Here is a 22,813-nt window from a genome sequence, read left to right on the forward strand (position 1 = left end):
TGGGATAGCGAATAAAGTGTCGCATGATTGTGATTTTTTCAGACATGAAAAAACAGTCACAATGATGCGACACCGCTACGTTGTAGGGCATTATGCCTGATATCGGCAAACTAAGCTATACATAAAGATGCTTTAAATGACTGTATTAAAACCCTATTTTGCTAGTCAGGATTGTATTTTTTTTATCTAAATTTTATTTTAATTTCAATATAATGCACAAAAAAGGGATGAAAAAATCATCCCTGAATAAAAGTGAAAATTATTGGTTTATTACCTTGGTTTTTGCCAATTTGTCATGCAAGGTTTGACGCTTCTTGCCGAAAATGAAAACGGAATCGATGATTACGCTTAATGGCATTGATAAAAAGTTCAGGAAAATAAATAAAACACTGCGTAAAGTGAAGCCACGCATGAGGTTTACAGGTTGACTGGTTTCGGCATCTACAATTTTAATCTTGGTGATTTTTTTACCAATGCTTTGACCTGATTTAGCAATCAAATATGCTTGAATGAAAAGCATAATGAAGAGATACGCAAACATTGCAATCCAAGCTTGGTTGGGAAACATTTCAACCATTTGTGTTTGTAGTGCTTGTAAAACATTGGGGTCAGCATTTGGGGTCATCACAGCTTGCATAAACTGTTCATTCAGATTTGCAAATTGTGTCTTTTCACTTGGACTAAAAAATGCCGTTAAGATAAAAGTTGCTGGTATCCAAAGCAGTAAATCGACGATTTTCGCCAAAACACGTTTAGGAATACTAGCTAGGCTAGTTTGCTCTTGTACCGCTTGAGGCTGTGCATAGGTATTTGATGGCGTAGTTGCAGTTTGATTTGATTCGAATGCTGTTGGTGCAGTATATCCTGCAGGCATATAAACCAACTGACCTTGAGTGAGTTCACCCAAAGCTTTCCATTCGGTCATACCTTGGTGCCAAACCAAGTCCGTGAGTAACACTTGTTGGCTCGCGAGCATTTGGTTAAGTTGTTCTAAGGTGTAGGGACCAGCTTGTTGGTTATTTCGTGCCAAGTAAATCTGCATAAAACTAAAATCTCAAAAAACGTCTGTAAAAGTATAAATAAAAAAAAAGACCCACATGTGGGTCTTTTTTTAACACAGTTTATTAAGCTTGTTGAGCTTTTTCTTCAGAAAGGAAGAACCATGTGTCTAATACTGAGTCTGGGTTAAGCGAAACAGACTCAATGCCTTGTTCCATTAACCATTTAGCTAGGTCAGGGTGATCTGAAGGGCCTTGACCACAAATACCTACGTATTTGCCAGCTTTACGACAAGCATGGATTGCCATTGATAGAAGTGCTTTAACGGCTGGATCACGTTCATCAAATAGGTGAGAAACGATACCAGAGTCACGGTCTAGACCGAGTGTTAACTGAGTTAAGTCGTTAGAACCGATAGAGAAACCGTCGAAATGTTCAAGGAACTGTTCAGCCAACAATGCGTTAGTTGGAAGTTCACACATCATGATCACTTTAAGACCATTTTCACCACGTTTAAGACCGTTAAGCGCTAACAATTCAATAACTCGTTTCGCTTCAGCAACAGTACGTACGAAAGGAATCATGATTTGAATGTTGGTTAAGCCCATTTCGTCACGTGCTTTTTTCAGTGCGCGGCATTCAAGTTCGAAGCAGTCACGGAAGTTGTCAGACACATAACGGCTTGCACCACGGAAGCCAAGCATTGGGTTTTCTTCTTCAGGTTCGTATAACTTACCACCGATTAAGTTTGCATATTCGTTTGACTTAAAGTCAGACATACGAACAATCACTGGTTTGTCAGCAAACGCTGCAGCAAGTGTAGAAATGCCTTCAACTAGTTTTTCAACATAGAATTCGATAGGAGATGCATAACCCGCAGTACGTGACATTACAGCAGCACGAGTTTCACGTGGTAGGCTGTCAATGTTAAGCAATGCTTTAGGATGTACACCGATCATACGGTTGATGATGAACTCAAGACGAGCAAGACCAACACCTTCGTTAGGAATTTGAGCAAAGTCAAATGCGCGGTCAGGGTTACCTACGTTCATCATGATTTTGAACGGAAGTTTAGGCATAGATTCGATAGAGTTGCGTTGGATTTCAAAGTCCAAAGAACCTTCGTAAATAAAGCCTGTGTCACCTTCAGCACAAGAAACAGTCACTTCTTGACCATCAGTTAATACTTCAGTTGCATTACCACAACCTACGATTGCAGGGACACCAAGTTCACGTGCAATAATTGCAGCGTGACAAGTACGACCACCACGGTTAGTGACAATCGCAGCAGCACGTTTCATTACTGGTTCCCAGTCTGGGTCAGTCATGTCAGATACAAGTACGTCGCCGTCTTGCACTTTGTCCATTTCTTTGATTGAAGTCACAATACGAACGCGACCAGAACCAATACGTTGACCGATTGAGCGGCCTTCACAAACTACATTACCTTTTTGCTTAAGTAGGTAACGTTCCATGGTGCCAACGTTTTGGCGGCTCTTCACAGTTTCAGGACGTGCTTGAACGATATAGATTTGACCATCATCGCCATCTTTCGCCCATTCGATGTCCATTGCTGAACCATAGTGGTTTTCAATGATCAATGCTTGTTTAGCAAGTTCTTGAAGTTCGTGGTCATTTAAAGCGAATTGTTGACGATCTGCTTTTTCAACGTCTACAACAACCACTGATTTACCCGCAGCACCTTCTTCACCATAAATCATTTTTTGGTGTTTAGAACCAAGGTTACGACGTAATACAGCGTGTTTTCCTGCATTTAGAAGTGGTTTAGATACATAGAATTCGTCAGGGTTAACTGCACCTTGTACAACCATTTCACCCAAGCCATAAGATGCTGTGATGAAAACTGCGTCACGGAAACCAGATTCTGTATCAAGTGTAAACATTACACCAGCAGCACCTGTTTCAGAGCGAACCATGCGTTGAACACCAGCAGATAACGCAACGACGTCATGTGCGAAGTTTTGGTGTACACGGTAAGAAATTGCGCGGTCGTTATAAAGTGAAGCAAATACTTCTTTAATCGCAACAAGGATGTTATCGATACCACGGATGTTCAAGAAAGTTTCTTGTTGGCCTGCAAATGAAGCGTCTGGTAAGTCTTCTGCAGTTGCAGATGAACGAACGGCAACCGCGATTTCAGGGTTGCCGTTTGAAAGAGCTGTGAAAGCTTCACGAATTTCTTTTTCAAGTTCAGCAGTCAGCGGAGTGTCTACAATCCATTGACGGATTTTCGCACCAGTTTCAGCAAGTGCATTTACATCGTCAACATTGAGTGCAGCAAGTTCAGCGTTAATTTTAGCGTTCAGGCCACTTTGCTCGAGGAATTCACGATATGCTTGAGCTGTAGTAGCAAAACCACCAGGAACAGATACACCAGCATTTGCGAGATGGCTGATCATTTCACCTAATGATGAGTTTTTACCGCCCACGAGTTCTACGTCGTGTTTCCCTAATTTTTCTAGACCAATTACGCGCGCTTCCAAAGTTGTTACTCCACTTTTGCAGTATTAATCACTATCTTGGCATGAAATTATAACAAATTACTTAGCATTCTAAATTTACTAAGTGACAGTCATGTAAGATGGTTTACTATAATGATTATATAGCACTAAGACAAATTTTGGAGGAGAATTTTAATGTCAGAAGGTAAACAGATTCAGCGTAGTGTTTTCTTTGTTTCGGATGGTACCGCGATTACCGCAGAAACGCTTGGTCATTCACTGTTAGCCCAGTTCCCTCATGTAGATTTTGACATTCATATTATTCCTTATATTACCTCTGAAGAAGCAGCTACAAATGTGGTTGCAGAGATCAATCTTAGAGCGCAGCAAGACGGTCAAAAGCCTTTGGTGTTTGACACCCTTGTTGACCCGTATGTACGTGACATTATTAATACGGCAGATGCAGTAAATCTTGATGTTTTTGAAGGGCTTATTAGTAAATTATCTGACGAGTTAGGCACAGCTCCTACAACTTTAGTCGGTCAAACCCATGCAGTAACAGATTCTGAGTCTTATAAAGCACGTATTGATGCGGTGCATTTTGCTTTAGATAACGATGATGGGGCACGTACTCGTCATTATGACAAAGCCGACTTAATTTTAATTGGCGTGTCACGTTCGGGTAAAACACCGACTTCCATCTATCTCTCTTTGCAATTTGGTATTCGTGTAGCGAACTATCCTTTGACAGAAGAAGACTTGGATGACAACCGTTTACCTGCAGTTTTACGTGAACATAAGCATAAGTTATTTGGCTTGATGATTGATGCAGAGCGCCTTGTAGCAATTCGTTCAGAACGTAAGGCCAATAGTCGTTATGCTAGTTTTAGTCAGTGCCAGATGGAATTACGTGCGATTGAAGGTATTTATATTTCAGAAGGAATTAAATACTTAAACGTGTCGGAAATGTCGATTGAAGAAATTTCAACTCGTGTTTTACAAATGACTGGACTGAAACGTCGTATTGGTTAAGTGTAAATTGAGCCACTTCGGTGGCTCTTTTGATGATAATGAATTTCTGTATAAATTATATAAAAATAGTATTAATTTCTGGCTTGTCATACTTTTAATGAATGATAAATATTTAAAATATTGATGAAAATTTTCCTCAATATTTAGACTTAAAATTTAAGCAATTTCTGCATTCAAATGTGTACCAATTTGATGAATTTTTTTGGCTGAAAATTTATAAAATATGGCCTAATTGACAGCTTGAATCTTTTAAAATAATCCGTGCTGTGCTGTATTTTTAGCTATGAATTAAGCCTGAATAATCTACTTGATAAGAGTGGTGTATATACCTGATTTAGCACATACAGTTTAATATTTGATCAAGTTTTCAAAAATAGCTTGTTTAAATGCAAAAAAAATAGGCAAAAAATAGAATAAAAAATAATCAAACAGTTGCTTTTAGGTGTTAAATCTCAAGAAATGGCATCATTTATTTAATTGATGTGAGTGAAAAGTGCTCGAATTGAGACTATTTAGGCTTTAAAAGCTGATATGAAGTGATATTAAAATTGGATTTTTAGCAGTTATTTCCCTATTGAATATAGATTAGAACATAAGTAAATGTCGGCTGAATATGAGCATCGGTATAAATTTTCCAACTTATAGTTAGGGATTAAAAGAGTGGTGTAAGACCAGATTAAGCGACTGAAAAATTATTGGTTTGATATAAATTTTTTATGAAGAATTGATCATAACTATTCAAAATTGCACGTCTATAAACTCGCTGTAGCTGATGGTGTAGGTCGGAGGCATGATTTAAGTCTGAGAAATGAAAAAGCATGTAGCACGATTAAAGCTATTTTCATTTATGGATTTTTAAGAATCCTTAGCCTTATCGAATGAAAGTATTCAATAACGTAGGGGATTTACTAAAAGCCACCAAAGATGGCTTTTAGTGTTGTGAATTTTGATCAATTGGATAAATTTTAGTAAATGTCATGTGAAAATAATTGCAATGTCATTACTTTTCTTTGGATTGGTTAGGTTCGCTGCGCACAATGACATCACACTCAAACGTATGCTCATCTAAAGCCGTGATTGAATTATTCTGAATATTCGCAATTGGCCAAGTATTTAAGATGCAGTTTGGCTGCTGTAATGCTGCATAATAATGATCAGATTTTAGGAAGGTTTTGTTCTGAATTGCGGTATTTGGACTGAGTAAATGTCTTAACCAATGGTTCGGCACTTGATCTTCTAAAAAGCGAATCGCCAAAATACTCTTAATACGATTGCTAAATAAACGTCGATTTTTTGCAATCAGTGGATGTTGGATTAATTTATTCAGTAGACGTTCAGTTCGCGGTAAAACAAATTGCGGTTTGATTTGATAGACCATGATGTTATCTGCAACCTGACATAGATGATGTAGTTCAGAGACCACATGCTGATCTATCCCAATAATTGCGATTTTTTGATTCTTAAAATCATAATCTTTGATCTGTTCTGAACTGATGATCGTTCCACGAAAGTGTTCAAAATCCTCTAGATGATTATTAAAAATATGGTGGGTTGCATCCTGCTTGTTGGCCATATTTATTCCTTGTCTTTTGTTTTTTTAGTTGAGTCTTAGATAGGAATATATTCTGTGATGGGCCAGTCGGGGTAAAGCGTTTTTTCAGTCTGATGAGTCATACAATTTGTCTAGAATTGATTTGCTTGGCCCTTGTCATTTATACATTTCTAGGAGTGAACTGATTTTTTTATGCGTTGTAGTTCATTAACCGCTCAAGCAGATCGATAAAACAATGAGCGACCTGCATGAACAGCTTTTGAGATCTATAATTTTGTGAGTTTTAAAGTGGTTCATCATCTGATGAGTTATAGTCAAGCTGACTCGTGGTTGAATGTTTAAGTTCGGGTTGGTCGGTATGTGTACGTAAATAGTCCATATCACGAATATTTTTTTGTACAGCAACTGCACCAAACAGACTCATTAGGAAAGCCATCATGTAAAAACCTTTTTCACTTAATGCCAGTTCAGCATTCCATAGACCAATGGCAAGAAGTACGAGGCAAATAATGACGGATGCCCAGCACAGTCCAAAGTAGATTGCAGTGACATGCATTCCTTCTAAACGGTCACGAATGATTTTTTGTAGTGAAACCGATGAAAATAATCCATAGAGCAATAAAATGAGATAAAAGCCTTTTTCATTCAACATCATATTTGCATTGAATAAACCTATGCAAAACACCACAGCGCCTAAGATCAGTGCACACCAACTTGCTGCGATAAATGCGGGTGTGGGTTTATTAATATATTGGCTCATCTGCTTATTTTTCTCATTGTTTTGCTTGTGTTTAATATTTATACAGGAATGAAAATGAGTAAAGCAATTATTTCGTTGAGGCAATGATGGTTTTTAAGTACAGGTTTGGTCGTTGTTAGCCGAAACCATATTATCTGTTGACTGCTATCCGTCTAAAGAACCACAAAACATGTAGTCACAATTCTGCCTTTAGACGGATTAAACGCTTGGATTAGATTATTAAGCTTAGAGTCTTAAGCGAGATCATTTTTGATTTGCATTAAACGTTCGAAGTTTTCAATGCGCTTGTCGGTATCGTAAATGTCACAGGTGAAAATAAATTCATCAACGTCATATTTTGTGAGTAGGTTTTCTAAACCTGCTCGAACGGTTGCATTTGAACCGACTTGTCCCATAGCGTAGAAATTATCAACAGACAGCTTTTCTGCAGCAGACCATAAGCCTTGCATACTGTCGACTGGAGCTTTGAGTTTTAAACTTTGACCACGCATTAAACCTAAAACTCGCTGATAAGCACTCGTTGCTAGATATTCTGCTTCTTCATCTGTTTCAGCAACAACCGTTGGTACGCCCATAGAGACATAAGGTTGATCTAAATATTCGGATGCTTGGAAATTTTCACGATAGAGCTGAATTGCTTGTCCAAGCATGCGTGGTGCGAAATGTGAAGCAAAAGAATAGGGTAGACCTAAACGTGCAGCGAGTTGTGCACTGAATAGACTTGAACCTAGAAGCCATACAGGAACATGTGTATTTTGTCCCGGTGTGGCAATGATGCGCTGGTGAGGTTCAGGTGCTTTGAAGTATTGCAATATTTCAAGGACATCTTGTGGAAATTGGTCTTCAGTTTCTTGACGGCCACGGCGTAATGCACGCATGGTGGTTTGGTCGGTACCCGGCGCACGACCTAACCCGAGTTCAATGCGGCCGGGATATAACGTTTCAAGTGTGCCAAATTGTTCAGCGACAACCAAAGGTGCATGGTTAGGCAACATAATCCCGCCTGAACCGAGCTTGATGGATTGTGTATTTGCTAAGAGATAACCGAGTAAAACCGCAGTTGCAGAACTTGCGATGCCATCCATATTGTGGTGTTCGGCTAACCATAGACGCTCATAGCCAAGTTGTTCCGCTTTTTGTGCTAACTGGAGTGCATGTTTGAGTGAAAATTCGATGGTTTTATCATCTCGAACAGGTGCGAGTTCAAGTATTGAAAATTTTGTATCGGCTAGAGTACGCATTTTTTCTCTCAGAGATCTTTATATCGAAATAATACGATATAAATAGCCTAATGTATATCGAATAAATTCGATATGGTCGTGGGGCGGTGTAAAAAGTCAACTTTAGATATACCTAAAGTTTTTTATAAACAAAAAAAGCACCCGAAGGTGCTGATTTTTTTTCATTGAAATATATCGATTAACGTTTACCGTTTTTGTACCAACCTAAGTGACGACCATTGTCTCCACGGTAGCCTCGGTCATTGTAACTATAATTATTGGTACGATAGCCACGGTTGTTATAACGACGGTCATAGCGATCATCATAACGGTCATCATAGCGACGGTCTTCAGACACTTTTTTACCTAGTGCAGAACCACCGGCTGAACCAAGTGCAGCACCGATATAACCACCGTTTGTACCGCCCATGTTTTTACCTACGGTATAACCACCCGCGCCACCAAGTGCGCCACCAATGATGGCACCATTACGGTCACGTTTGTTCGCCGATGCTGCAGCACCTGCACCGCCACCAATAGCTGAACCAATCATTGCGCCAGTTTGGCCGCCAACTTGGTTACCGATTGCTGCACCAACAACACCACCTAAAGCAGATGTTAATGCAGTATTGGTGCTATTACCTGCATGTGTTGCAGTCATAGTAAGCGCTGAAGCGGCAATTGCTGCACTGAATAGAATTTTATTAATTTTCATTTTTAAACTCCTTACGAAGCATGATGTTTATCTGTTGATATCAATATATGAAAACACATAGCGAATATTTGGAGCGTGATGTGAAATAAAATACGTGTTCCGTTGCTGCAATGTAAATTTTGCACTTTATTTCTACATGATTGATGACTTGGTTGGAGAGAAGGCAAATCTAAATATTTATCAGGAGCAATAAATAAAGTTGTATTTATCATTTGAAAAAAGGCGATACATAAAAAAGCACCCGAAGGTGCTATTTTCACTATTCAATAAGGACTCACTAATTTTTGAATTAGTGACGACGACGGTAACGTTTTTTGTATTTACGTTCTTGGTGTTTGTCGTAAGCTTTATCTTTAGAGATTTTATTACCTAGAGCAGCACCACCAGCAGCACCTAGTGCAGAGCCGATGTAACCACCGTTTGTACCGCCCATGCTTTTACCAACAGTATAACCTGTACCACCACCTAAAGCACCGCCGATAGCAGATTCTGTACGGTTGCGTTTATTACTTGCTACCGCAGCACCACCAGCACCACCAAGAGCGGCACCAATTGTAGCTCCGGTATTACCGCCCATGTTTTTACCAATTGCAGTACCTGCAACACTACCTAATGCACTAGCTGCAGCAACGCGTGTTGTACTATCTGCATTTGCAGACACAGTGAACATAGAAGCAGTTGCTAGAGTGGCTGTCATTAAAAGAGTATTCAGTTTCATAGTTCACTCCATGTCCTTCATAAACGCGAGGACTTTTCTTAATCATGTCGATGGCAGTAAATGTAACAAAACTATTCGCTATAAATATGGAGAGCTTTCTCTTTATTTGGTGATTTGAGTGTCTAGTTTGTATAAGTTTTATTAATATTGTGAAAAAAATGGTCGAATGCAGAAAATCTGTACGACTTTGTGGAGAAAGGTAGGAGTGATGAAGTTCACACTTTGATATTTAGGGTCATTGATAGGCCAAAAAACAATATATATGTCATTTCAGACCCATTATCGGTACACTAGCCCCATTATTTTGAATTTTGGCATATCCGTGAAAGTTTAGCGGTAGAGCCTGTGTATTGAGATTTTTTGAAAAATGAAAGAATCGTTACGTTTACGATTAGATCAGCTCTCTGACCGTCACGAAGAATTAAATGCATTACTCGCAGATGTAGAAGTCATTTCAGACAATAAACGTTTCCGTCAGTTGTCACGTGAGCATAGTGATTTATCTGAAATCACTGAAGTTTGGAAAAAATACCGTCAAGCAGAAGAAGATATTGAGACTGCTGAAGTAATGATGACGGATCCAGATTTTAAAGAGATGGCCGTTGAGGAAATCAAAGAAAATAAAGCTTTGATTGGTCAGCTTGAAGCAGACTTAAACATTCTGATGATTCCAAAAGATCCGAATGATGCGAACTCTGCCTATTTAGAAATCCGTGCCGGAACGGGTGGTGACGAAGCCGCGATTTTCTCTGGTGACTTGTATCGCATGTACAGTAAATATGCTGAATCACAAGGTTGGCGTATTGAAGTGTTGTCTGAAAATGACGGTGAACACGGCGGTTATAAAGAAGTGATTTGCCTCATCAATGGTGAAGGCGTATATGGTCGCTTAAAATTTGAAAGTGGTGCACATCGTGTACAGCGTGTGCCTGCAACTGAGTCTCAAGGTCGTGTTCATACTTCGGCATGTACTGTTGCGATTTTGCCGGAAATTGATGTAGACACTAGTGTTGAAATTAATCCTTCAGAACTACGTATTGATACCTATCGTGCATCTGGTGCGGGTGGTCAGCACATTAACAAAACTGACTCTGCTGTGCGTATTACCCATATTCCAACGGGTACAGTTGTAGAATGTCAGGATGAACGTTCACAACATAAAAACAAAGCCAAAGCGATGGCGCTATTGGTTTCTCGTTTAGAAAATGCCAAACGCGCAGCAGCAGATGCAGCGACATCTGAAATGCGTCGTGACTTGGTGGGTTCTGGTGACCGTTCTGAGCGTATTCGTACCTATAACTATCCACAAGGTCGTATGACTGATCATCGTATTAACCTAACACTGTATAAGTTGGATGCAGTGATGGAAGGTGATTTGACTGAATTGCTAGATAGTTTGCATCGTGAATATCAAGCCGATCAGTTGGCATTATTAGCACAGCAGAATGGTGGCTAATGAATATTGCACAGGCTTTGGCCTATCGTGGTGAACCTGAAAGTTATGAACGTCAGGAAAATGCGTGGTTGTTAGAGCACATCACCAAGATTGATTCTTTTGATTTAATCCTGAAAAAGGATCAAGAATTAACAGCTGAGCAAGAACAACAATATGTCGCATCACTTGCACGTATTGCAGCAGGTGAGCCTTTGGCTTATGTCACAGGTTCTCAGCCATTTTGGACGCTAGACTTAAAAGTGACTAAAGACACTTTGGTGCCACGTCCTGATACGGAAGTACTTGTTGAAACTGTACTGCGTTTAGAACTTCCTGAAGATGCTCGTGTGGTCGATTTAGGAACAGGAACTGGTGCTGTAGCGTTATCATTAGCCAGTGAACGTCCAGATTGGTCAATTGTGGCTTCAGATATTTACGAACCTACATTGGAAGTCGCTGAGTTTAATGCCAAAAAGCATGATCTTGAATATGTGCAGTTTGTCTTAGGTTCTTGGTTGAAACCCTTTGGTCGTGCTTTCTTTGATGTAATTGTGTCAAATCCGCCGTATATCGATGCTGATGATGTACACATGAAAGATTTGGCGACAGAGCCTGAACGTGCTTTGGTTGCAGACAATCATGGGCTTGCAGATCTTGAACAAATCATTCTTCAAGCTAAAAAACATTTGACTGTGCATGGTTGGGTGGTGCTTGAACATGGCTATGACCAAGGTGAAGCAGTCAGACATTTGTTCTTACAGGCTGGATATCGAAATGTTCGGACTGTAAAAGATTATGGTGGCAATGACCGTGTCAGCTTAGGTCAGTGGCAACATTGATTTGGTATTAGAGATAGTCAAAAATAAAGCGCATTGAATGCGCTTTATTTTTTTGTTTTTGATATTCGATCAATACTTACATTGGGTAGTCTTGTAAGCTATCGAAAACTTCAACTTGTTCTAAAGCTGATGTTTCTACTGCAAGACAGTAAGCAATAATTTTTGCAGTTGCATTGACTAAATTTTCATCTTTTAGATTCGCACCTGCTTGAATTGCTTCAATGTCATCCGCTTGGATATCCAGTGCATGAGCAACTTCAACTGCATTTTCAGTGCTAAAAAATTGTGAGATCAAATTTTGCAAATCAATATCTGCGACAGTTTTAAGCTGTTCATGAAACAGTTCATCAATTGCGTCAATCTGAGTGAAAAGAGAATCTGAAAAGTTTTGAACAAGTTGTTGTTCAAGAACATCAATCATCTTAAGCATAGGAAAGCCTTTCAAGGAGATGCAGGAGAATTGGAAAATAAATAAGCAAAGTGCTTTAAATTGAGTGAAAAATAACCTAATTAGACTAAAGTAGCAATCGTTCAAGGATGAATGGTCAGTCTATTTATTGAATATTTTTAAGTTATTGATTTTCTATTAATTAGATGAATATTCAATTTATAAATAGCGAATATCAAATTTTAGGCCTTGAATTCAGGCGCATTATTTTGTCGATACGCACCGGGACTGACGCCTGTCCATTTTTTAAATGCCCGATGGAAAGCACTCGGATCATGAAAATTCAGTTCTTCACTGATATCTTGCAAGCTTTTATCGGTATGGGTTAAAAAATCGATGGCGGTATCTCGTCGGATATCATTTTTGAGTTGTTGATAACTCACACCTTCACTTTTAAGACGGCGATGCATCGTGGCTTCCGACATATTCATTTTAACCGCCAACTCATAAAACTCTAACCATTCAGCAGGAGAAACGTCTAACAGTTGTTTACGAATTTGGCTGCTAAGTGCATAGGGGTTTTTAAATCGCACTAAGAGGTTTTCAGGTGTTTGTTGTAAGAATTGATACCACGAACGTGTGTTTTGCTTGATTGGTAGACTTAAATAACTGGCATCGAGCTGTATGTAGTTTTGACTGGCTTGGTAATGAATATTTTCACAGAAGCGAACTTTGTAGTCGTGATCATCAATAGGTGCATCACATTTAAATTGGATTTGGTTTAATAAAATCCGTTGACCACTTAGCCAGCACAGTAGCGTATGGATGAGCATCAAATATGTGGCATAGCTGAACATGCGTTTAGGCGCATGTTGGTCATAGATCACGATATAAGCAAAGTGATCTTCAATGATTAAATCACTATGCAAGTCATCTAAAACCAGATTTAAAAATTGTAGGATTTGCTTGAGTGCATCACCCAAGGTACTGTTATGCATGACCATTTTCGACAGTAGCTTATAACTACCTCGTCGCATGGCATGCTGATCCATGCCAAAAAATTCATCATCCATCACATCTGCAAGATGAGTCCATAAAGCCGCATATTGTGAAACGGAAACTCTGGTCTTACTTGATAGCAGTAACTCTGAGGGTATACCAGACTTTTGTAAAATAGCAGAAATATCAAAGTGCTTTTTTTGCGCATCGTGTAATGCTTCATGCACCAAGTCGATAGAAATCGTCCCTTTACTGTATTCGAGTCCATGCTTCGGCATATGTGCGGATAGGTCCTTGTTCAGAATTGTCCAAATACATCAGAAAAGATGCAACATTTGGAAATTGTACTGAATAAATTCTCTGTTTACTCTGCATCTTAAGTCGAATTTAAAACAAGATATCGTAAATAGGGAAATGCTATGGACATTAAAGGAAAAGTTTTCGTCGTGACCGGTGGTGCATCGGGTTTAGGCGCTGCGACAGCAACACATCTGATTGGCTTGGGTGCCAAAGTGATTATTGTGGATATGAATCATGAGCATGGCGAAGCAATGCAACGTCAACTCGGTGATCATGCCAAATTTGTTCAATTGGATGTCACTGATGAACAAGCGGTCGGCGCTTTCTTTACACAAGTTGAAGCGGAATTTGGTCAACTTAATGGCTTAGTGAACTGCGCAGGTATCGCACCCTCTGCAAAAGTTTTAGGTCGTGACGGATTACATGATTTGGCGATGTTCCAAAAAGTATTAAATATAAATGTTTCAGGTACATTCAATATGCTGCGCTATGCGGCACAACTGATTGCTAAATATGAATTAAAAGCAGGTGAAGAAGAGCGTGGCGTGATAGTGAATACTGCGTCGGTTGCGGCTTTCGATGGTCAAATTGGTCAGTCGGCTTATGTAGCATCAAAAGGGGCAGTGGTTGCAATGACATTACCTCTTGCACGTGAGCTTGCACGTGAATCAATCCGTGTGATGACCATTGCTCCGGGCATTATGGAAACGCCGATGCTCAAAGGCTTAGCACAAAATGTACAAGATGCTTTGGGGCAAATGGTGCCTTTTCCTCCACGTTTAGCAAAACCACAAGAGTTTGCAAAATTAGTGACGCATATTTTTGAAAATGCTTATCTCAATGGTGAAGTGATACGTCTTGATGGCGCGATCCGTATGCAGCCTAAATAGTTATTTATTAAAACTGCTTATTCAGGCTTCTACGACGGAGTCTTATCGAGAATAACTTCGTTGACAGTAGCTCATCTCGTTACTTTTGTTTCGGCAAAAGTAACCTAAACCATAGTCATTTGTAAAACTCGTCATCAAGTATTTATTGATTTACAGGTCGCAGAAAGATTAGAGATTAATGGCGTCCTGCCTCAGACAGTTGCAAATAACGTCGTCGTGTATCCAACTTTGCTTTAATACAGCCAAAGTATTTTTAATTCCGCAGTTATTCAAAAATTAAAGCTATACGCGCTATAAAAGATTTAGAAAAGGAAGTCTCATGATTTTAAATGATGAACAAAAAATGGTTCAGGACATGATGCGAAGCTATTCGCAAGAAAAACTGAAACCAACGGCTGCTGAGCGTGACAAAACGGCAGCATTTCCTGCACAAGAGTTAAAGGAGCTTGGTGAGCTGGGTGCTTTAGGCATGACGGTTTCGGACGAATGGGGAGGTGCAGGTTTAGACTATGTGTCTTTGGTTGTTGCCTTAGAAGAAATTGCTGCAGGTGATGGTGCGATTTCGACGATTGTCAGCGTACAAAACTCACTGCCATGTGGCATTACGCAGCGTTATGCTACAGAAGCACAAAAAGAAAAATACTTAAAAAAATTAGCCACTGGCGAATGGTTAGGTTGTTTTTGCTTAACAGAACCACAAGTGGGTTCAGATGCGAGTGCATTGGAATGTAAAGCGGAGCGTGATGGTGATGAGTGGGTGTTAAATGGCACCAAGCAATTTATTACCACAGGAAAACATGCCCAAGTTGCCTTAGTTTTTGCGGTAACGGACAAGTCTGCAGGTAAAAAAGGGATTTCGTGCTTTTTAGTACCAACGGATGCGCCAGGTTATATCGTATCGCGATTAGAAGACAAAATGGGTCAGCATTGTTCCGATACAGCAACTATTGTTTTAGATGACTGTCGTATTCCTGCGGATAGTCTTTTAGGCCAAGAGGGGGAAGGCTATAAAATTGCCTTATCAAACCTAGAGTCAGGTCGAATTGGTATTGCTGCGCAGTCTGTGGGTATGGCACGAGCAGCATTAGATGCGGCTGTTGAATATGCCAATGAACGCAAGGCATTTGGGGTGGAGATTGTACAGCATCAGGCCGTGGCATTTCGCCTAGCAGATATGGCCACCCAAATTGAGGCGGCACGCCAATTAATCTTCCATGCAGCGACTTTAAAAGATGCCGGTTTTCCATGTTTAAAAGAAGCCTCAATGGCGAAACTTTTTGCATCGACGATGGCTGAACGAGTGTGTTCAGATGCGATTCAAATTCATGGGGGCTATGGTTATGTATCTGATTTCCCAGTAGAACGAATTTATCGTGATGTGCGTGTCAGTCAAATCTATGAAGGTGCGTCGGACATTCAACGTCTGGTGATTGCACGTGAAGTAACCAAAGGATAGCTGGTTAAGAAATAGACTTTGGTCGATGTTCAAACCCTGTAATGGCGTTGATGGTTATGGAAATTGCAGGGCACATCCAAACATGGTTATCTAGGTATACACAGTCTAAGAATAGATTGTTTAACAAAGTATAAGTTTCAAAACTAAAAAACCGACCTTGCAATCGGTGTATGGAAAAGCAGTAAAAGCAAACGTGGCAAAGGAATCGTCACTAGTACGCAGCGGTACAACAACAAGATCAATAAACCTCAAAGTATTGCACTTTGAATCATAGAGAACAGGATAGGAATTGTCGTCATGAAGACACTAGAACAAGCATATCGTGATTTTAATTTTGAAAAGATGGTTACAGAACAATTGGTCGGTACGCCAAGTTCAATCAATGCTTATGATGAATGTTGTGGGCGCTATGTTGGGCAAAATCGAACTGCGCTGATCTGGGAAGGTAAAAATGGTGAATCTGAGCAATGGACTTTTGAGCAATTAGATTTAGCTTCTGCACAATTGGCAAATTATTATCAGCGCATTGGACTGAAAGCCGGTGATTGCATTGCAGGTCTATTACCCCGCACAGCAGAGTTATTGATCACCGTGTTGGCAACATGGCGTATAGGGGCAATTTATCAGCCTTTGTTTACTGCATTTGAGTCTAAAGCGATTGAACATCGGGTGCAAACTGCGGGAACAAAGCTGATTGTAACCAACACCGAGCAACGCTCAAAACTTAACCATATTGATTTGCCGAATATTTTAACGGTACATGCCGATCAAGCAATTCAGACAGATCCTGACTTTTGGTCAGAGCTGCAACTTCATGACACCACGTTTAACTCAGTACCCCGTTCTTTTGATGATGAATTTTTAATGATGTTTACTTCAGGGACGACGGGTTTAGCCAAGTCTGTACCTGTGCCACACAAAGCGTTGTTGGCATTTAAAGGGTATATGGCACATGCGGTTGATTTGCGTGATGAAGATTCATTTTGGAATTTGGCAGATCCGGGTTGGGCTTATGGTTTGTACTATGGAATTGCAGGGCCTTTAAGTTTGGGGCACAGCATTATTATGGATGAACGGGCTTTTAGTGTAGATCATGCACTTCAAGTCATCAAAAAATATAAAGTCAGCAATCTGACCGGTTCACCAACGGCATTTCGTATGTTCTTTGGTTTTAAAGAAAAATTTGATGAATCAATAAAATCACATTTACGGGTTGTGAGTAGCGCAGGAGAGCCACTAACTCCCGAAGTGATTCAATGGTTTAATCACGACTTAAACGTCAATATTTATGACCAATATGGACAAACGGAACTCGGTATGGTGATTGCAAATCATCATGCTTTAGAACACTACAAAAAAGTGGGTTCAGCCGGTTTTGCTATACCGGGACATCGTTTCGCGGTGCTTGATAAAGACCATCAAGAAATTGAACGTGGTGGGATTGGAACATTGGCATTAGACTGGTCGCAATCTCCACTCATGTGGTTCACGGGCTATGGCGGCAATAACCGTAAAGCCTTTGTCGGGAACTACTATTTAACTGGTGATACTGTTAGGTTAAATGAAGAAGGCGGCATTGATTTTGTGGGTCGTGCTGACGATGTCATTACAACGTCAGGCTATCGTGTAGGGCCTTTCGATGTGGAAAGCACATTATTAGAGTGCGAAGAGGTTTTAGAATCGGCAGTTGTCGGTAAGCCTGATCCTGAGCGAACTGAATTGGTCAAAGCTTTTGTGGTATTGAAACCACAATATCAAGCAAGTTCAGAACTCATGGATAAGCTACAAGCCTATGTACGATCTCGTTTATCCAAGCATGCTTATCCAAAAGAAATTGAATTTGTAGATGCGTTGCCTAAAACATCGAGTGGAAAAATCCAACGTAACTTATTAAAGCAACAAGAAGTGGCCAAAGCGCAATTAATTCAAAAGGTCAGTTGAATCAATTTATATACGCAAAAAAGGCTGCTTGATGCAGCCTTTTTTAAATTGATGTTTGAGCTGGTGAAACCATTCATTCGAGATCATATATGCACTTGACTAACTATGGGACAATCCAAATTAACCTAAAATTAAAGCATTCATTCAAATCAATAAAATCATTTATTTTAAGTTCAGGGTATTATGTTCAGTATCAAGTTCTTGAGTTTTACCCGTTAAATTGCCCTTCAAAACTTTGAATAAATGGGTGACTTTATTGTCTTTGACATTCCAGAATTCTGCACTAATAGGATTAGCTATCAAAACGCGAACAGTAGGATCAGTCTTGCCATCGAACCAGTTTTCAGCCCAAGGATTCCATAATTTATCGATTAGGGCCGCATCTGTACTGATTTCTCCATGAGCACTAATTGATACATAAATATCGTCTGAAGGTTTAGCGAATGCTAATCCAAGATGATTACGACCTGCATTGACTGCCTCTACAAGGTCATTGTTTTCTTTCATAAGAAAATAGATATTTTCATGCTCATTCATCTTATCAGAATTAAGCATGGTCATAGGTTGAGAATGAATTTCTTGCTTGTCAGTGACATGGCTAATCATGGTGAAACGCACGTCTTTAATGAGTTTCCATAATTTTTGTCGCTGATCTTGTTCAATGTATTCTTGTGACATTTTTATTCTCCACTTTTAAGTAATCACTTTGGGGTAAAGGGGTAAATATGACTGAGCACAAAGTATTTGAATAATGTGTGTTAGCTCATAAGTTTATCGAACATATTGTGTCAGCAATTTAATTCTCACTGAATTCATATATATACCTACGGATTAAATCTCTTTGCATACGTAAACGCTTAAAATGTCTTGAATTAAGTTTTATTTTTTGAGGTTAAGGTAGAAAAGAATCATTAAAATGAACCTAATATAAGCAGCTCTAGTGCAACTAAATATGTTTAAAAATATAACTATATTTTTTATTTATTATTTTTAAAACATGTATACGCTATACCTCGATGATGTTCCTACATACTAAGGTGTTTGAGATACTGTTTTTTAAATAGTGTAATTGAAGATACGCTAACTGAGAAAAATGTCATGTCTACAGAGCATTTATTCTAACTTTAAGCTGTATATTGTCTTGCTCAAATAGCCGGGTGTTTTTACACTGTTTCGGGTTTGTAGCCGAATAACATTTGATGGATATCGGTTTTTTTAATCTTTTGCCTGCGGTATAAACTCGCCCATTTTTCATGCTTGACGAATTTTAATAAGGAAATACTTTGTCTACGTTTAAATCGAATGAATCAACATCTGAATTTGAATTAAGTGATGATGAAATGCATTTATACAGCCGTCAAATATTGCTTGATGGATGGGACATCGATGCACAAGAGAAGCTAAAACTTGCCAATGTACTCATCGTGGGGTGTGGTGGGATTGGGTGTACCACAGCCGAATTATTGGCACGTGCAGGCGTCGGACAAATCACTTTGATCGATGCAGATCGAATTGAAATCAGTAATTTGCAACGACAAATTGCTTATACCAAACACGATGTAGGATTTTATAAAGCTGAAATTTTGGCTAAACGCTTACAAGCGATTAACCCGCATATCCGAGTGCAAAGCTATACCAAAAAATTAGATGAAAGCAACGCAAAGATATTGATTTCACAGCAAGATTTGGTTCTCGACGGTTGTGATAATTTCAGCACGCGTTATTTGGTCAATGCAAGCTGCGTAGAAAATAGTGTGGCGCTGATTAGTGCTTCTGCAATTGGCTTTCAAGGGCAGTTATTTATGGTTGAAGCCGATGCTGCCTGTTATGAATGTTTATTTCCAAAAGAACATCATACCAGTGAAAGTTTGCGCTGTGCAGACTCGGGTGTGCTTGCAACCACACCAAATGTTATGGCAAGTTTGCAAGCACATCATGCCTTACTCTATTTGGGTTTGGGGACGACAGCACTGAAACAAAAGCTTTTGTTGTGGGACGGTCGGTCAATGAAGCAAAAAATTCTCGCTTTTGAAAAAGATCCCGATTGTCCAATCTGTCAGGCAAGATAAAGCAGCAAGTCCTTATTTTTTTGCTACACTCACGTTAATTATTTTTTTCTAAGACATTATGAAAAACAATATCTGGTTAGATGGAATTCGCTCGGTTGCCCGAATGGGTGAGACCGCAGTCGTTGCGGCAAAAGCCGGCTTTAAATATGCAACTGAAAAACCAAGTAACGCAAAATTAATGCGTGAAACTTTTGAATCACTAGGTTCAACCTATATTAAATTGGGTCAATTTATTGCCAGTACACCTTCTTTATTTCCGCGTGAATATGTCGAAGAGTTCCAAGGCTGTTTAGATCAGACACCGTCATTGCCGTTTAGTTATGTGCAGCAGGTATTGGCTTCAGAATTTGCTGGTCGTAATTTAGATGAAATATTTGCTTCAATTGATGAAAAGCCTTTGGCTTCTGCATCGATTGCACAGGTGCATGCCGCTAAATTGGTCACTGGTGAAAATGTTGTTATTAAGGTGCAAAAACCGGGTGTCGAGACGATTCTCTATACAGATTTAAACGTCTTACATTGGGCTACTAAACTGGTCGAAAAAGCTGTACCCAAAGTCAAATTTGCTTCACTTGCAGATATCGTTGAAGAAATTAAAGTTCGCATGGTACGTGAGGTGGACTTTATTGAAGAAGCTCAAAATCTTGACGACTTTGTGAATTATCTGAACGTAACTCAAAACAAAGCCGCAACAGCACCAAAGGTTTATCACCAATATTCAACACGTCGTGTCTTAACCATGGAACGTTTATACGGCGTGCCATTGACCGATTTTGACGTGGTCAAGAAAGTCGCTAAAGATCCATCGCAAGTTTTGGTGACAGCGATGAATACATGGTTTGGCAGCTTGATGTTATGTAACAGTTTCCATGCAGACTTACATGCAGGCAACCTGATGCTGCTAGAAGATGGTCGAGTAGGCTTCATCGATTTTGGTATCGTGGGCCAGTTGAAACCTGAAGTGTGGACAGCATGTATTGCGTTTATGGATGCCCTACAAAAAACTGACTACAACTTGATGGCTGAAAATATGCTGAAAATGGGCATGACGGCTGTCAAAATTGACACACAAGTCTTAGCTGCCGACTTAGAGCGCTTATTTAGCGGTGTGCTTTTGGCCGATCCGCAAGAGTTATTAACCTCGAATCCTGCCGATTTGAATGACATCATGATGGATATGGTACAAGTCGGAGAGCGTCATGGTATTCGCTTCCCACGTGACTTCGCTTTATTATTCAAACAAATGTTGTACTTTGACCGCTTTATGCGCATCCTTGCGCCATATACTGATATTTATGCAGACCAGCGTATTCAAATGGTGCAGACTATGGATCCTAATTTATTGTTGAAGCAATAATTTAGCCGCAAGATATAAATAAAATCCTCCTTCTTTAACAGGAGGATTTTATCGATGTTTAAGATTTTAATTTGAGTGTAAGAATGGACGCAATTATCATTGAAGGTTTGAAAGTTGAGACCGTCATCGGCTGTTTCAATTGGGAGCGTCAGATTATTCAGCCTTTGATGCTCGACCTCAATATTCAAACCAGTTTAGCGCAGGCGGCTCAGTCAGATGAGCTTGAAGATACCTTGAATTATGCTGAAATTTGCGAAATATCAGCCAAAGTCATTCAAACTGCTCAACCTAAATTGATCGAACATGCAGCAAAACTGGTGATTGATGCACTTTTTGCTACCTATGACAGCATTGAATCTATTATGATTAGCATCCGGAAGCCTGCCATTATCGCGCAAGCCAATTCTGTAGGAATTCGTCTTGAACGCCACCGAAACGATTTTCGCCCTAGCTCTGGCGAGTAATTTCAATCCCAAGCCGCATTTTCAACAGGCTTTACGTCAAATTCAGGCTTTGGGTCATGTTGAATTTTCCAAAATTTATGTGATTCCTTGTCGTGATGGCATTGGGGCGGATTATTGGAATGCAGCTTGTTTGGTGAAAAGCAGTTTATCTGTAGATGAAATCAGCACCTTACTGAAAAAAATGGAAGCAGACTCAGGTCGTGTTCGTCCGTCTCATAATATCGCTTTGGATCTGGATCTGATCGCGTGGGGCGAAAGCTTAGCGCACATGCAATTTAATCCGAAAAAACTGCCTTTAGCACTCGATGTTAAAATACCAATGTTCGACATTTGGAAAAATGAAATGTTTGAACATCCAGCACATCAATTTCCTATGGTGAGTTGTCAAAAAGTTTTAGTGGATTGAGCGAATGAAACGCAATGCTTTCAAAACTCATGACGTATATTTCAAATGTCCCTAAATATCCCAAGTAGACAATAACAAAAAATATTCAAATCCTGTCATGGCATGCGCTAGCGTATAGGCTGTCGCAGGATTACATTATCTTTTTAGCTTCAAAATAATGATATGAACTGGACGGATCTGATTCAGCACTATGGCTATATTGCGATTTTTATTGGCACGTTGTTTGAAGGAGAAACAGTGCTGATGATTGGCGCCTATGCCGTCCATCAACACATACTTCATTTTCCAATGTTGATTGCAGTGGCGATGTTGGGCAGTTTTATTGGCGATCAGTTTTATTATCAAATGGGCGCTCGCTATGGGCAAAAACTTATCCAGTCGAATGCAGAATTTGCACAAAAATTCGATCGTGCGAGCCAGTTTATTGAACGTTATCCTATTTTGACCATTTTATTTATGCGCTTTGCTTGGGGTTTTAGAACTATTTTACCTATTGCAGTCGGTGTGCGTGCTTATCCTGTTTGGAAATATGTGCTGATTAATTTGGTTGCCTGTTTTATTTGGGCGATGTTGGTCGCAACGATTGGCTTCCAAATCAGTCATTATTTACATCTGTTTTGGGCGAAAATGCTGCCTTATCATCAAGATATTTACATCGTTATTGCCGTTATTTTATGTATCGTATTCTTCCGTGTGCTCTATACGGTGTTGAAGTGGTGGCGTAAGCATCATCAACATTGATAAAGTGAACGTGGCTGATCTGATAAAGTCGTCAAAACATAATCAAAAGATTTAAAGGGATATTTAGTGA

General features: G+C 39.6%; 21 protein-coding genes. 11 read left to right on the forward strand and 10 right to left on the reverse strand.

Translation table 11 applies throughout. The annotated features are described in order from the left end of the window. Positions 1 to 259: 259 nt before the first annotated feature. Complete coding sequence (locus FTU16_RS02325; protein WP_180005233.1) at positions 260 to 1,042, reverse strand: RDD family protein; 783 nt, start codon at positions 1,040 to 1,042, stop codon at positions 260 to 262. A gap of 82 nt (positions 1,043 to 1,124) precedes the next feature. Further along, the gene (gene ppsA / locus FTU16_RS02330; RefSeq protein WP_180162616.1) at positions 1,125 to 3,503 is read right to left on the reverse strand and encodes a phosphoenolpyruvate synthase; all 2,379 of its coding nucleotides are present in this window, start codon (positions 3,501 to 3,503) and stop codon (positions 1,125 to 1,127) included. A gap of 153 nt (positions 3,504 to 3,656) precedes the next feature. On the opposite strand from ppsA, the gene FTU16_RS02335 reads away from it, so the two are divergent. Continuing rightward, positions 3,657 to 4,493, forward strand: a complete 837-nt coding sequence (locus FTU16_RS02335; protein WP_168377735.1) for a pyruvate, water dikinase regulatory protein — start codon at positions 3,657 to 3,659, stop codon at positions 4,491 to 4,493. A gap of 1,000 nt (positions 4,494 to 5,493) precedes the next feature. On the opposite strand, the gene FTU16_RS02340 is transcribed toward FTU16_RS02335, so the two are convergent. The 5 genes from FTU16_RS02340 to FTU16_RS02360 all read right to left on the reverse strand — a co-directional run bounded on the left by FTU16_RS02340 (position 5,494) and on the right by FTU16_RS02360 (position 9,458). Next, complete coding sequence (locus FTU16_RS02340) at positions 5,494 to 6,066, reverse strand: flavoprotein (RefSeq protein WP_180162617.1); 573 nt, start codon at positions 6,064 to 6,066, stop codon at positions 5,494 to 5,496. 262 nt (positions 6,067 to 6,328) lie between these two features. Continuing rightward, positions 6,329 to 6,805: an inner membrane protein YiaA gene (gene yiaA, locus FTU16_RS02345; RefSeq protein ID WP_180007913.1), complete on the reverse strand. Its 477-nt coding sequence runs from the start codon at positions 6,803 to 6,805 to the stop codon at positions 6,329 to 6,331. Positions 6,806 to 7,038: 233 nt separating this feature from the next. Then, entirely contained in the window at positions 7,039 to 8,046 is a 1,008-nt protein-coding gene (locus FTU16_RS02350) for an LLM class flavin-dependent oxidoreductase (RefSeq protein WP_180162618.1), read from the reverse strand. Positions 8,047 to 8,224: 178 nt separating this feature from the next. Further along, positions 8,225 to 8,740 carry a hypothetical protein gene (locus FTU16_RS02355; RefSeq protein WP_078188572.1) on the reverse strand — a complete coding sequence of 172 codons (516 nt, stop codon included), beginning with the start codon at positions 8,738 to 8,740 and terminating at the stop codon, positions 8,225 to 8,227. 289 nt (positions 8,741 to 9,029) lie between these two features. Then, positions 9,030 to 9,458 (reverse strand): glycine zipper domain-containing protein, encoded by a 429-nt coding sequence (locus FTU16_RS02360; protein WP_078193959.1) that lies wholly within the window; start codon positions 9,456 to 9,458, stop codon positions 9,030 to 9,032. A gap of 367 nt (positions 9,459 to 9,825) precedes the next feature. On the opposite strand from FTU16_RS02360, the gene prfA reads away from it, so the two are divergent. Further along, a complete protein-coding gene (prfA, locus tag FTU16_RS02365) occupies positions 9,826 to 10,914 on the forward strand; it encodes a peptide chain release factor 1 (protein ID WP_078188570.1) in 1,089 nt (362 codons plus the stop codon). After that, positions 10,914 to 11,732, forward strand: a complete 819-nt coding sequence (gene prmC / locus FTU16_RS02370; RefSeq protein ID WP_180162619.1) for a peptide chain release factor N(5)-glutamine methyltransferase — start codon at positions 10,914 to 10,916, stop codon at positions 11,730 to 11,732. Before prfA ends, prmC begins: the two co-directional genes overlap by 1 nt. A gap of 76 nt (positions 11,733 to 11,808) precedes the next feature. Here the strand turns inward: prmC and FTU16_RS02375 are convergent, their stop codons facing one another. Beyond that, a complete protein-coding gene (locus FTU16_RS02375) occupies positions 11,809 to 12,162 on the reverse strand; it encodes a hypothetical protein (RefSeq protein ID WP_180026411.1) in 354 nt (117 codons plus the stop codon). 200 nt (positions 12,163 to 12,362) lie between these two features. Next, positions 12,363 to 13,397 (reverse strand): AraC family transcriptional regulator, encoded by a 1,035-nt coding sequence (locus FTU16_RS02380; RefSeq protein ID WP_180162620.1) that lies wholly within the window; start codon positions 13,395 to 13,397, stop codon positions 12,363 to 12,365. A 141-nt stretch (positions 13,398 to 13,538) separates the two neighbouring features. Between FTU16_RS02380 and FTU16_RS02385 the strand changes: the two genes are divergently transcribed. The 3 genes from FTU16_RS02385 to FTU16_RS02395 all read left to right on the forward strand — a co-directional run bounded on the left by FTU16_RS02385 (position 13,539) and on the right by FTU16_RS02395 (position 17,706). Further along, complete coding sequence (locus tag FTU16_RS02385) at positions 13,539 to 14,309, forward strand: SDR family NAD(P)-dependent oxidoreductase (RefSeq protein WP_180162621.1); 771 nt, start codon at positions 13,539 to 13,541, stop codon at positions 14,307 to 14,309. 319 nt (positions 14,310 to 14,628) lie between these two features. Continuing rightward, a complete protein-coding gene (locus FTU16_RS02390) occupies positions 14,629 to 15,765 on the forward strand; it encodes an acyl-CoA dehydrogenase family protein (RefSeq protein WP_180162622.1) in 1,137 nt (378 codons plus the stop codon). 297 nt (positions 15,766 to 16,062) lie between these two features. Further along, positions 16,063 to 17,706, forward strand: coding sequence for an AMP-binding protein (locus FTU16_RS02395; RefSeq protein WP_180162623.1), 1,644 nt, complete (start codon positions 16,063 to 16,065; stop codon positions 17,704 to 17,706). 162 nt (positions 17,707 to 17,868) lie between these two features. On the opposite strand, the gene FTU16_RS02400 is transcribed toward FTU16_RS02395, so the two are convergent. Beyond that, positions 17,869 to 18,384 (reverse strand): pyridoxamine 5'-phosphate oxidase family protein, encoded by a 516-nt coding sequence (locus tag FTU16_RS02400; RefSeq protein WP_078193950.1) that lies wholly within the window; start codon positions 18,382 to 18,384, stop codon positions 17,869 to 17,871. Between the two features lie 662 nt (positions 18,385 to 19,046). On the opposite strand from FTU16_RS02400, the gene FTU16_RS02405 reads away from it, so the two are divergent. The 5 genes from FTU16_RS02405 (at position 19,047) to FTU16_RS02425 (ending at position 22,743) form a co-directional block, all read left to right on the forward strand. Then, positions 19,047 to 19,775: a HesA/MoeB/ThiF family protein gene (locus FTU16_RS02405; RefSeq protein WP_180162646.1), complete on the forward strand. Its 729-nt coding sequence runs from the start codon at positions 19,047 to 19,049 to the stop codon at positions 19,773 to 19,775. A 58-nt stretch (positions 19,776 to 19,833) separates the two neighbouring features. Continuing rightward, a complete protein-coding gene (locus FTU16_RS02410; RefSeq protein ID WP_180040380.1) occupies positions 19,834 to 21,132 on the forward strand; it encodes an AarF/ABC1/UbiB kinase family protein in 1,299 nt (432 codons plus the stop codon). Positions 21,133 to 21,215: 83 nt separating this feature from the next. Further along, the gene (gene folB / locus FTU16_RS02415; protein ID WP_168377722.1) at positions 21,216 to 21,596 is read left to right on the forward strand and encodes a dihydroneopterin aldolase; all 381 of its coding nucleotides are present in this window, start codon (positions 21,216 to 21,218) and stop codon (positions 21,594 to 21,596) included. Beyond that, a complete protein-coding gene (locus FTU16_RS02420) occupies positions 21,553 to 22,002 on the forward strand; it encodes a 2-amino-4-hydroxy-6-hydroxymethyldihydropteridine diphosphokinase (RefSeq protein WP_078193947.1) in 450 nt (149 codons plus the stop codon). The genes folB and FTU16_RS02420 overlap by 44 nt, the downstream gene beginning before the upstream one ends. 162 nt (positions 22,003 to 22,164) lie before the next feature. Next, complete coding sequence (locus tag FTU16_RS02425; RefSeq protein WP_257220684.1) at positions 22,165 to 22,743, forward strand: DedA family protein; 579 nt, start codon at positions 22,165 to 22,167, stop codon at positions 22,741 to 22,743. Positions 22,744 to 22,813: the final 70 nt, after the last annotated feature.

Origin of the sequence: Acinetobacter sp. YH12069 (assembly GCF_013419675.1) — a bacterium.
GTDB classification, from domain to species: domain Bacteria; phylum Pseudomonadota; class Gammaproteobacteria; order Pseudomonadales; family Moraxellaceae; genus Acinetobacter; species Acinetobacter amyesii.

Excerpts from the sequence above, each read along its gene's own strand:
- FTU16_RS02385 (WP_180162621.1), top strand. The coding sequence starts at position 13,539 with ATGGACATTAAAGGAAAAGTTTTCGTCGTGACCGGTGGTGCATCGGGT.
- FTU16_RS02395 (WP_180162623.1), top strand. The coding sequence starts at position 16,063 with ATGAAGACACTAGAACAAGCATATCGTGATTTTAATTTTGAAAAGATG.
- folB (WP_168377722.1), top strand. The coding sequence starts at position 21,216 with ATGGACGCAATTATCATTGAAGGTTTGAAAGTTGAGACCGTCATCGGC.
- FTU16_RS02375 (WP_180026411.1), bottom strand. The coding sequence starts at position 12,162 with ATGCTTAAGATGATTGATGTTCTTGAACAACAACTTGTTCAAAACTTT.
- FTU16_RS02350 (WP_180162618.1), bottom strand. The coding sequence starts at position 8,046 with ATGCGTACTCTAGCCGATACAAAATTTTCAATACTTGAACTCGCACCT.
- FTU16_RS02325 (WP_180005233.1), bottom strand. The coding sequence starts at position 1,042 with ATGCAGATTTACTTGGCACGAAATAACCAACAAGCTGGTCCCTACACC.
- prmC (WP_180162619.1), top strand. The coding sequence starts at position 10,914 with ATGAATATTGCACAGGCTTTGGCCTATCGTGGTGAACCTGAAAGTTAT.
- FTU16_RS02400 (WP_078193950.1), bottom strand. The coding sequence starts at position 18,384 with ATGTCACAAGAATACATTGAACAAGATCAGCGACAAAAATTATGGAAA.
- FTU16_RS02360 (WP_078193959.1), bottom strand. The coding sequence starts at position 9,458 with ATGAAACTGAATACTCTTTTAATGACAGCCACTCTAGCAACTGCTTCT.
- FTU16_RS02355 (WP_078188572.1), bottom strand. The coding sequence starts at position 8,740 with ATGAAAATTAATAAAATTCTATTCAGTGCAGCAATTGCCGCTTCAGCG.
- FTU16_RS02380 (WP_180162620.1), bottom strand. The coding sequence starts at position 13,397 with ATGCCGAAGCATGGACTCGAATACAGTAAAGGGACGATTTCTATCGAC.
- FTU16_RS02405 (WP_180162646.1), top strand. The coding sequence starts at position 19,047 with ATGCATTTATACAGCCGTCAAATATTGCTTGATGGATGGGACATCGAT.
- FTU16_RS02335 (WP_168377735.1), top strand. The coding sequence starts at position 3,657 with ATGTCAGAAGGTAAACAGATTCAGCGTAGTGTTTTCTTTGTTTCGGAT.
- FTU16_RS02425 (WP_257220684.1), top strand. The coding sequence starts at position 22,165 with ATGAACTGGACGGATCTGATTCAGCACTATGGCTATATTGCGATTTTT.
- FTU16_RS02410 (WP_180040380.1), top strand. The coding sequence starts at position 19,834 with ATGAAAAACAATATCTGGTTAGATGGAATTCGCTCGGTTGCCCGAATG.
- yiaA (WP_180007913.1), bottom strand. The coding sequence starts at position 6,805 with ATGAGCCAATATATTAATAAACCCACACCCGCATTTATCGCAGCAAGT.
- FTU16_RS02390 (WP_180162622.1), top strand. The coding sequence starts at position 14,629 with ATGATTTTAAATGATGAACAAAAAATGGTTCAGGACATGATGCGAAGC.
- prfA (WP_078188570.1), top strand. The coding sequence starts at position 9,826 with ATGAAAGAATCGTTACGTTTACGATTAGATCAGCTCTCTGACCGTCAC.
- FTU16_RS02340 (WP_180162617.1), bottom strand. The coding sequence starts at position 6,066 with ATGGCCAACAAGCAGGATGCAACCCACCATATTTTTAATAATCATCTA.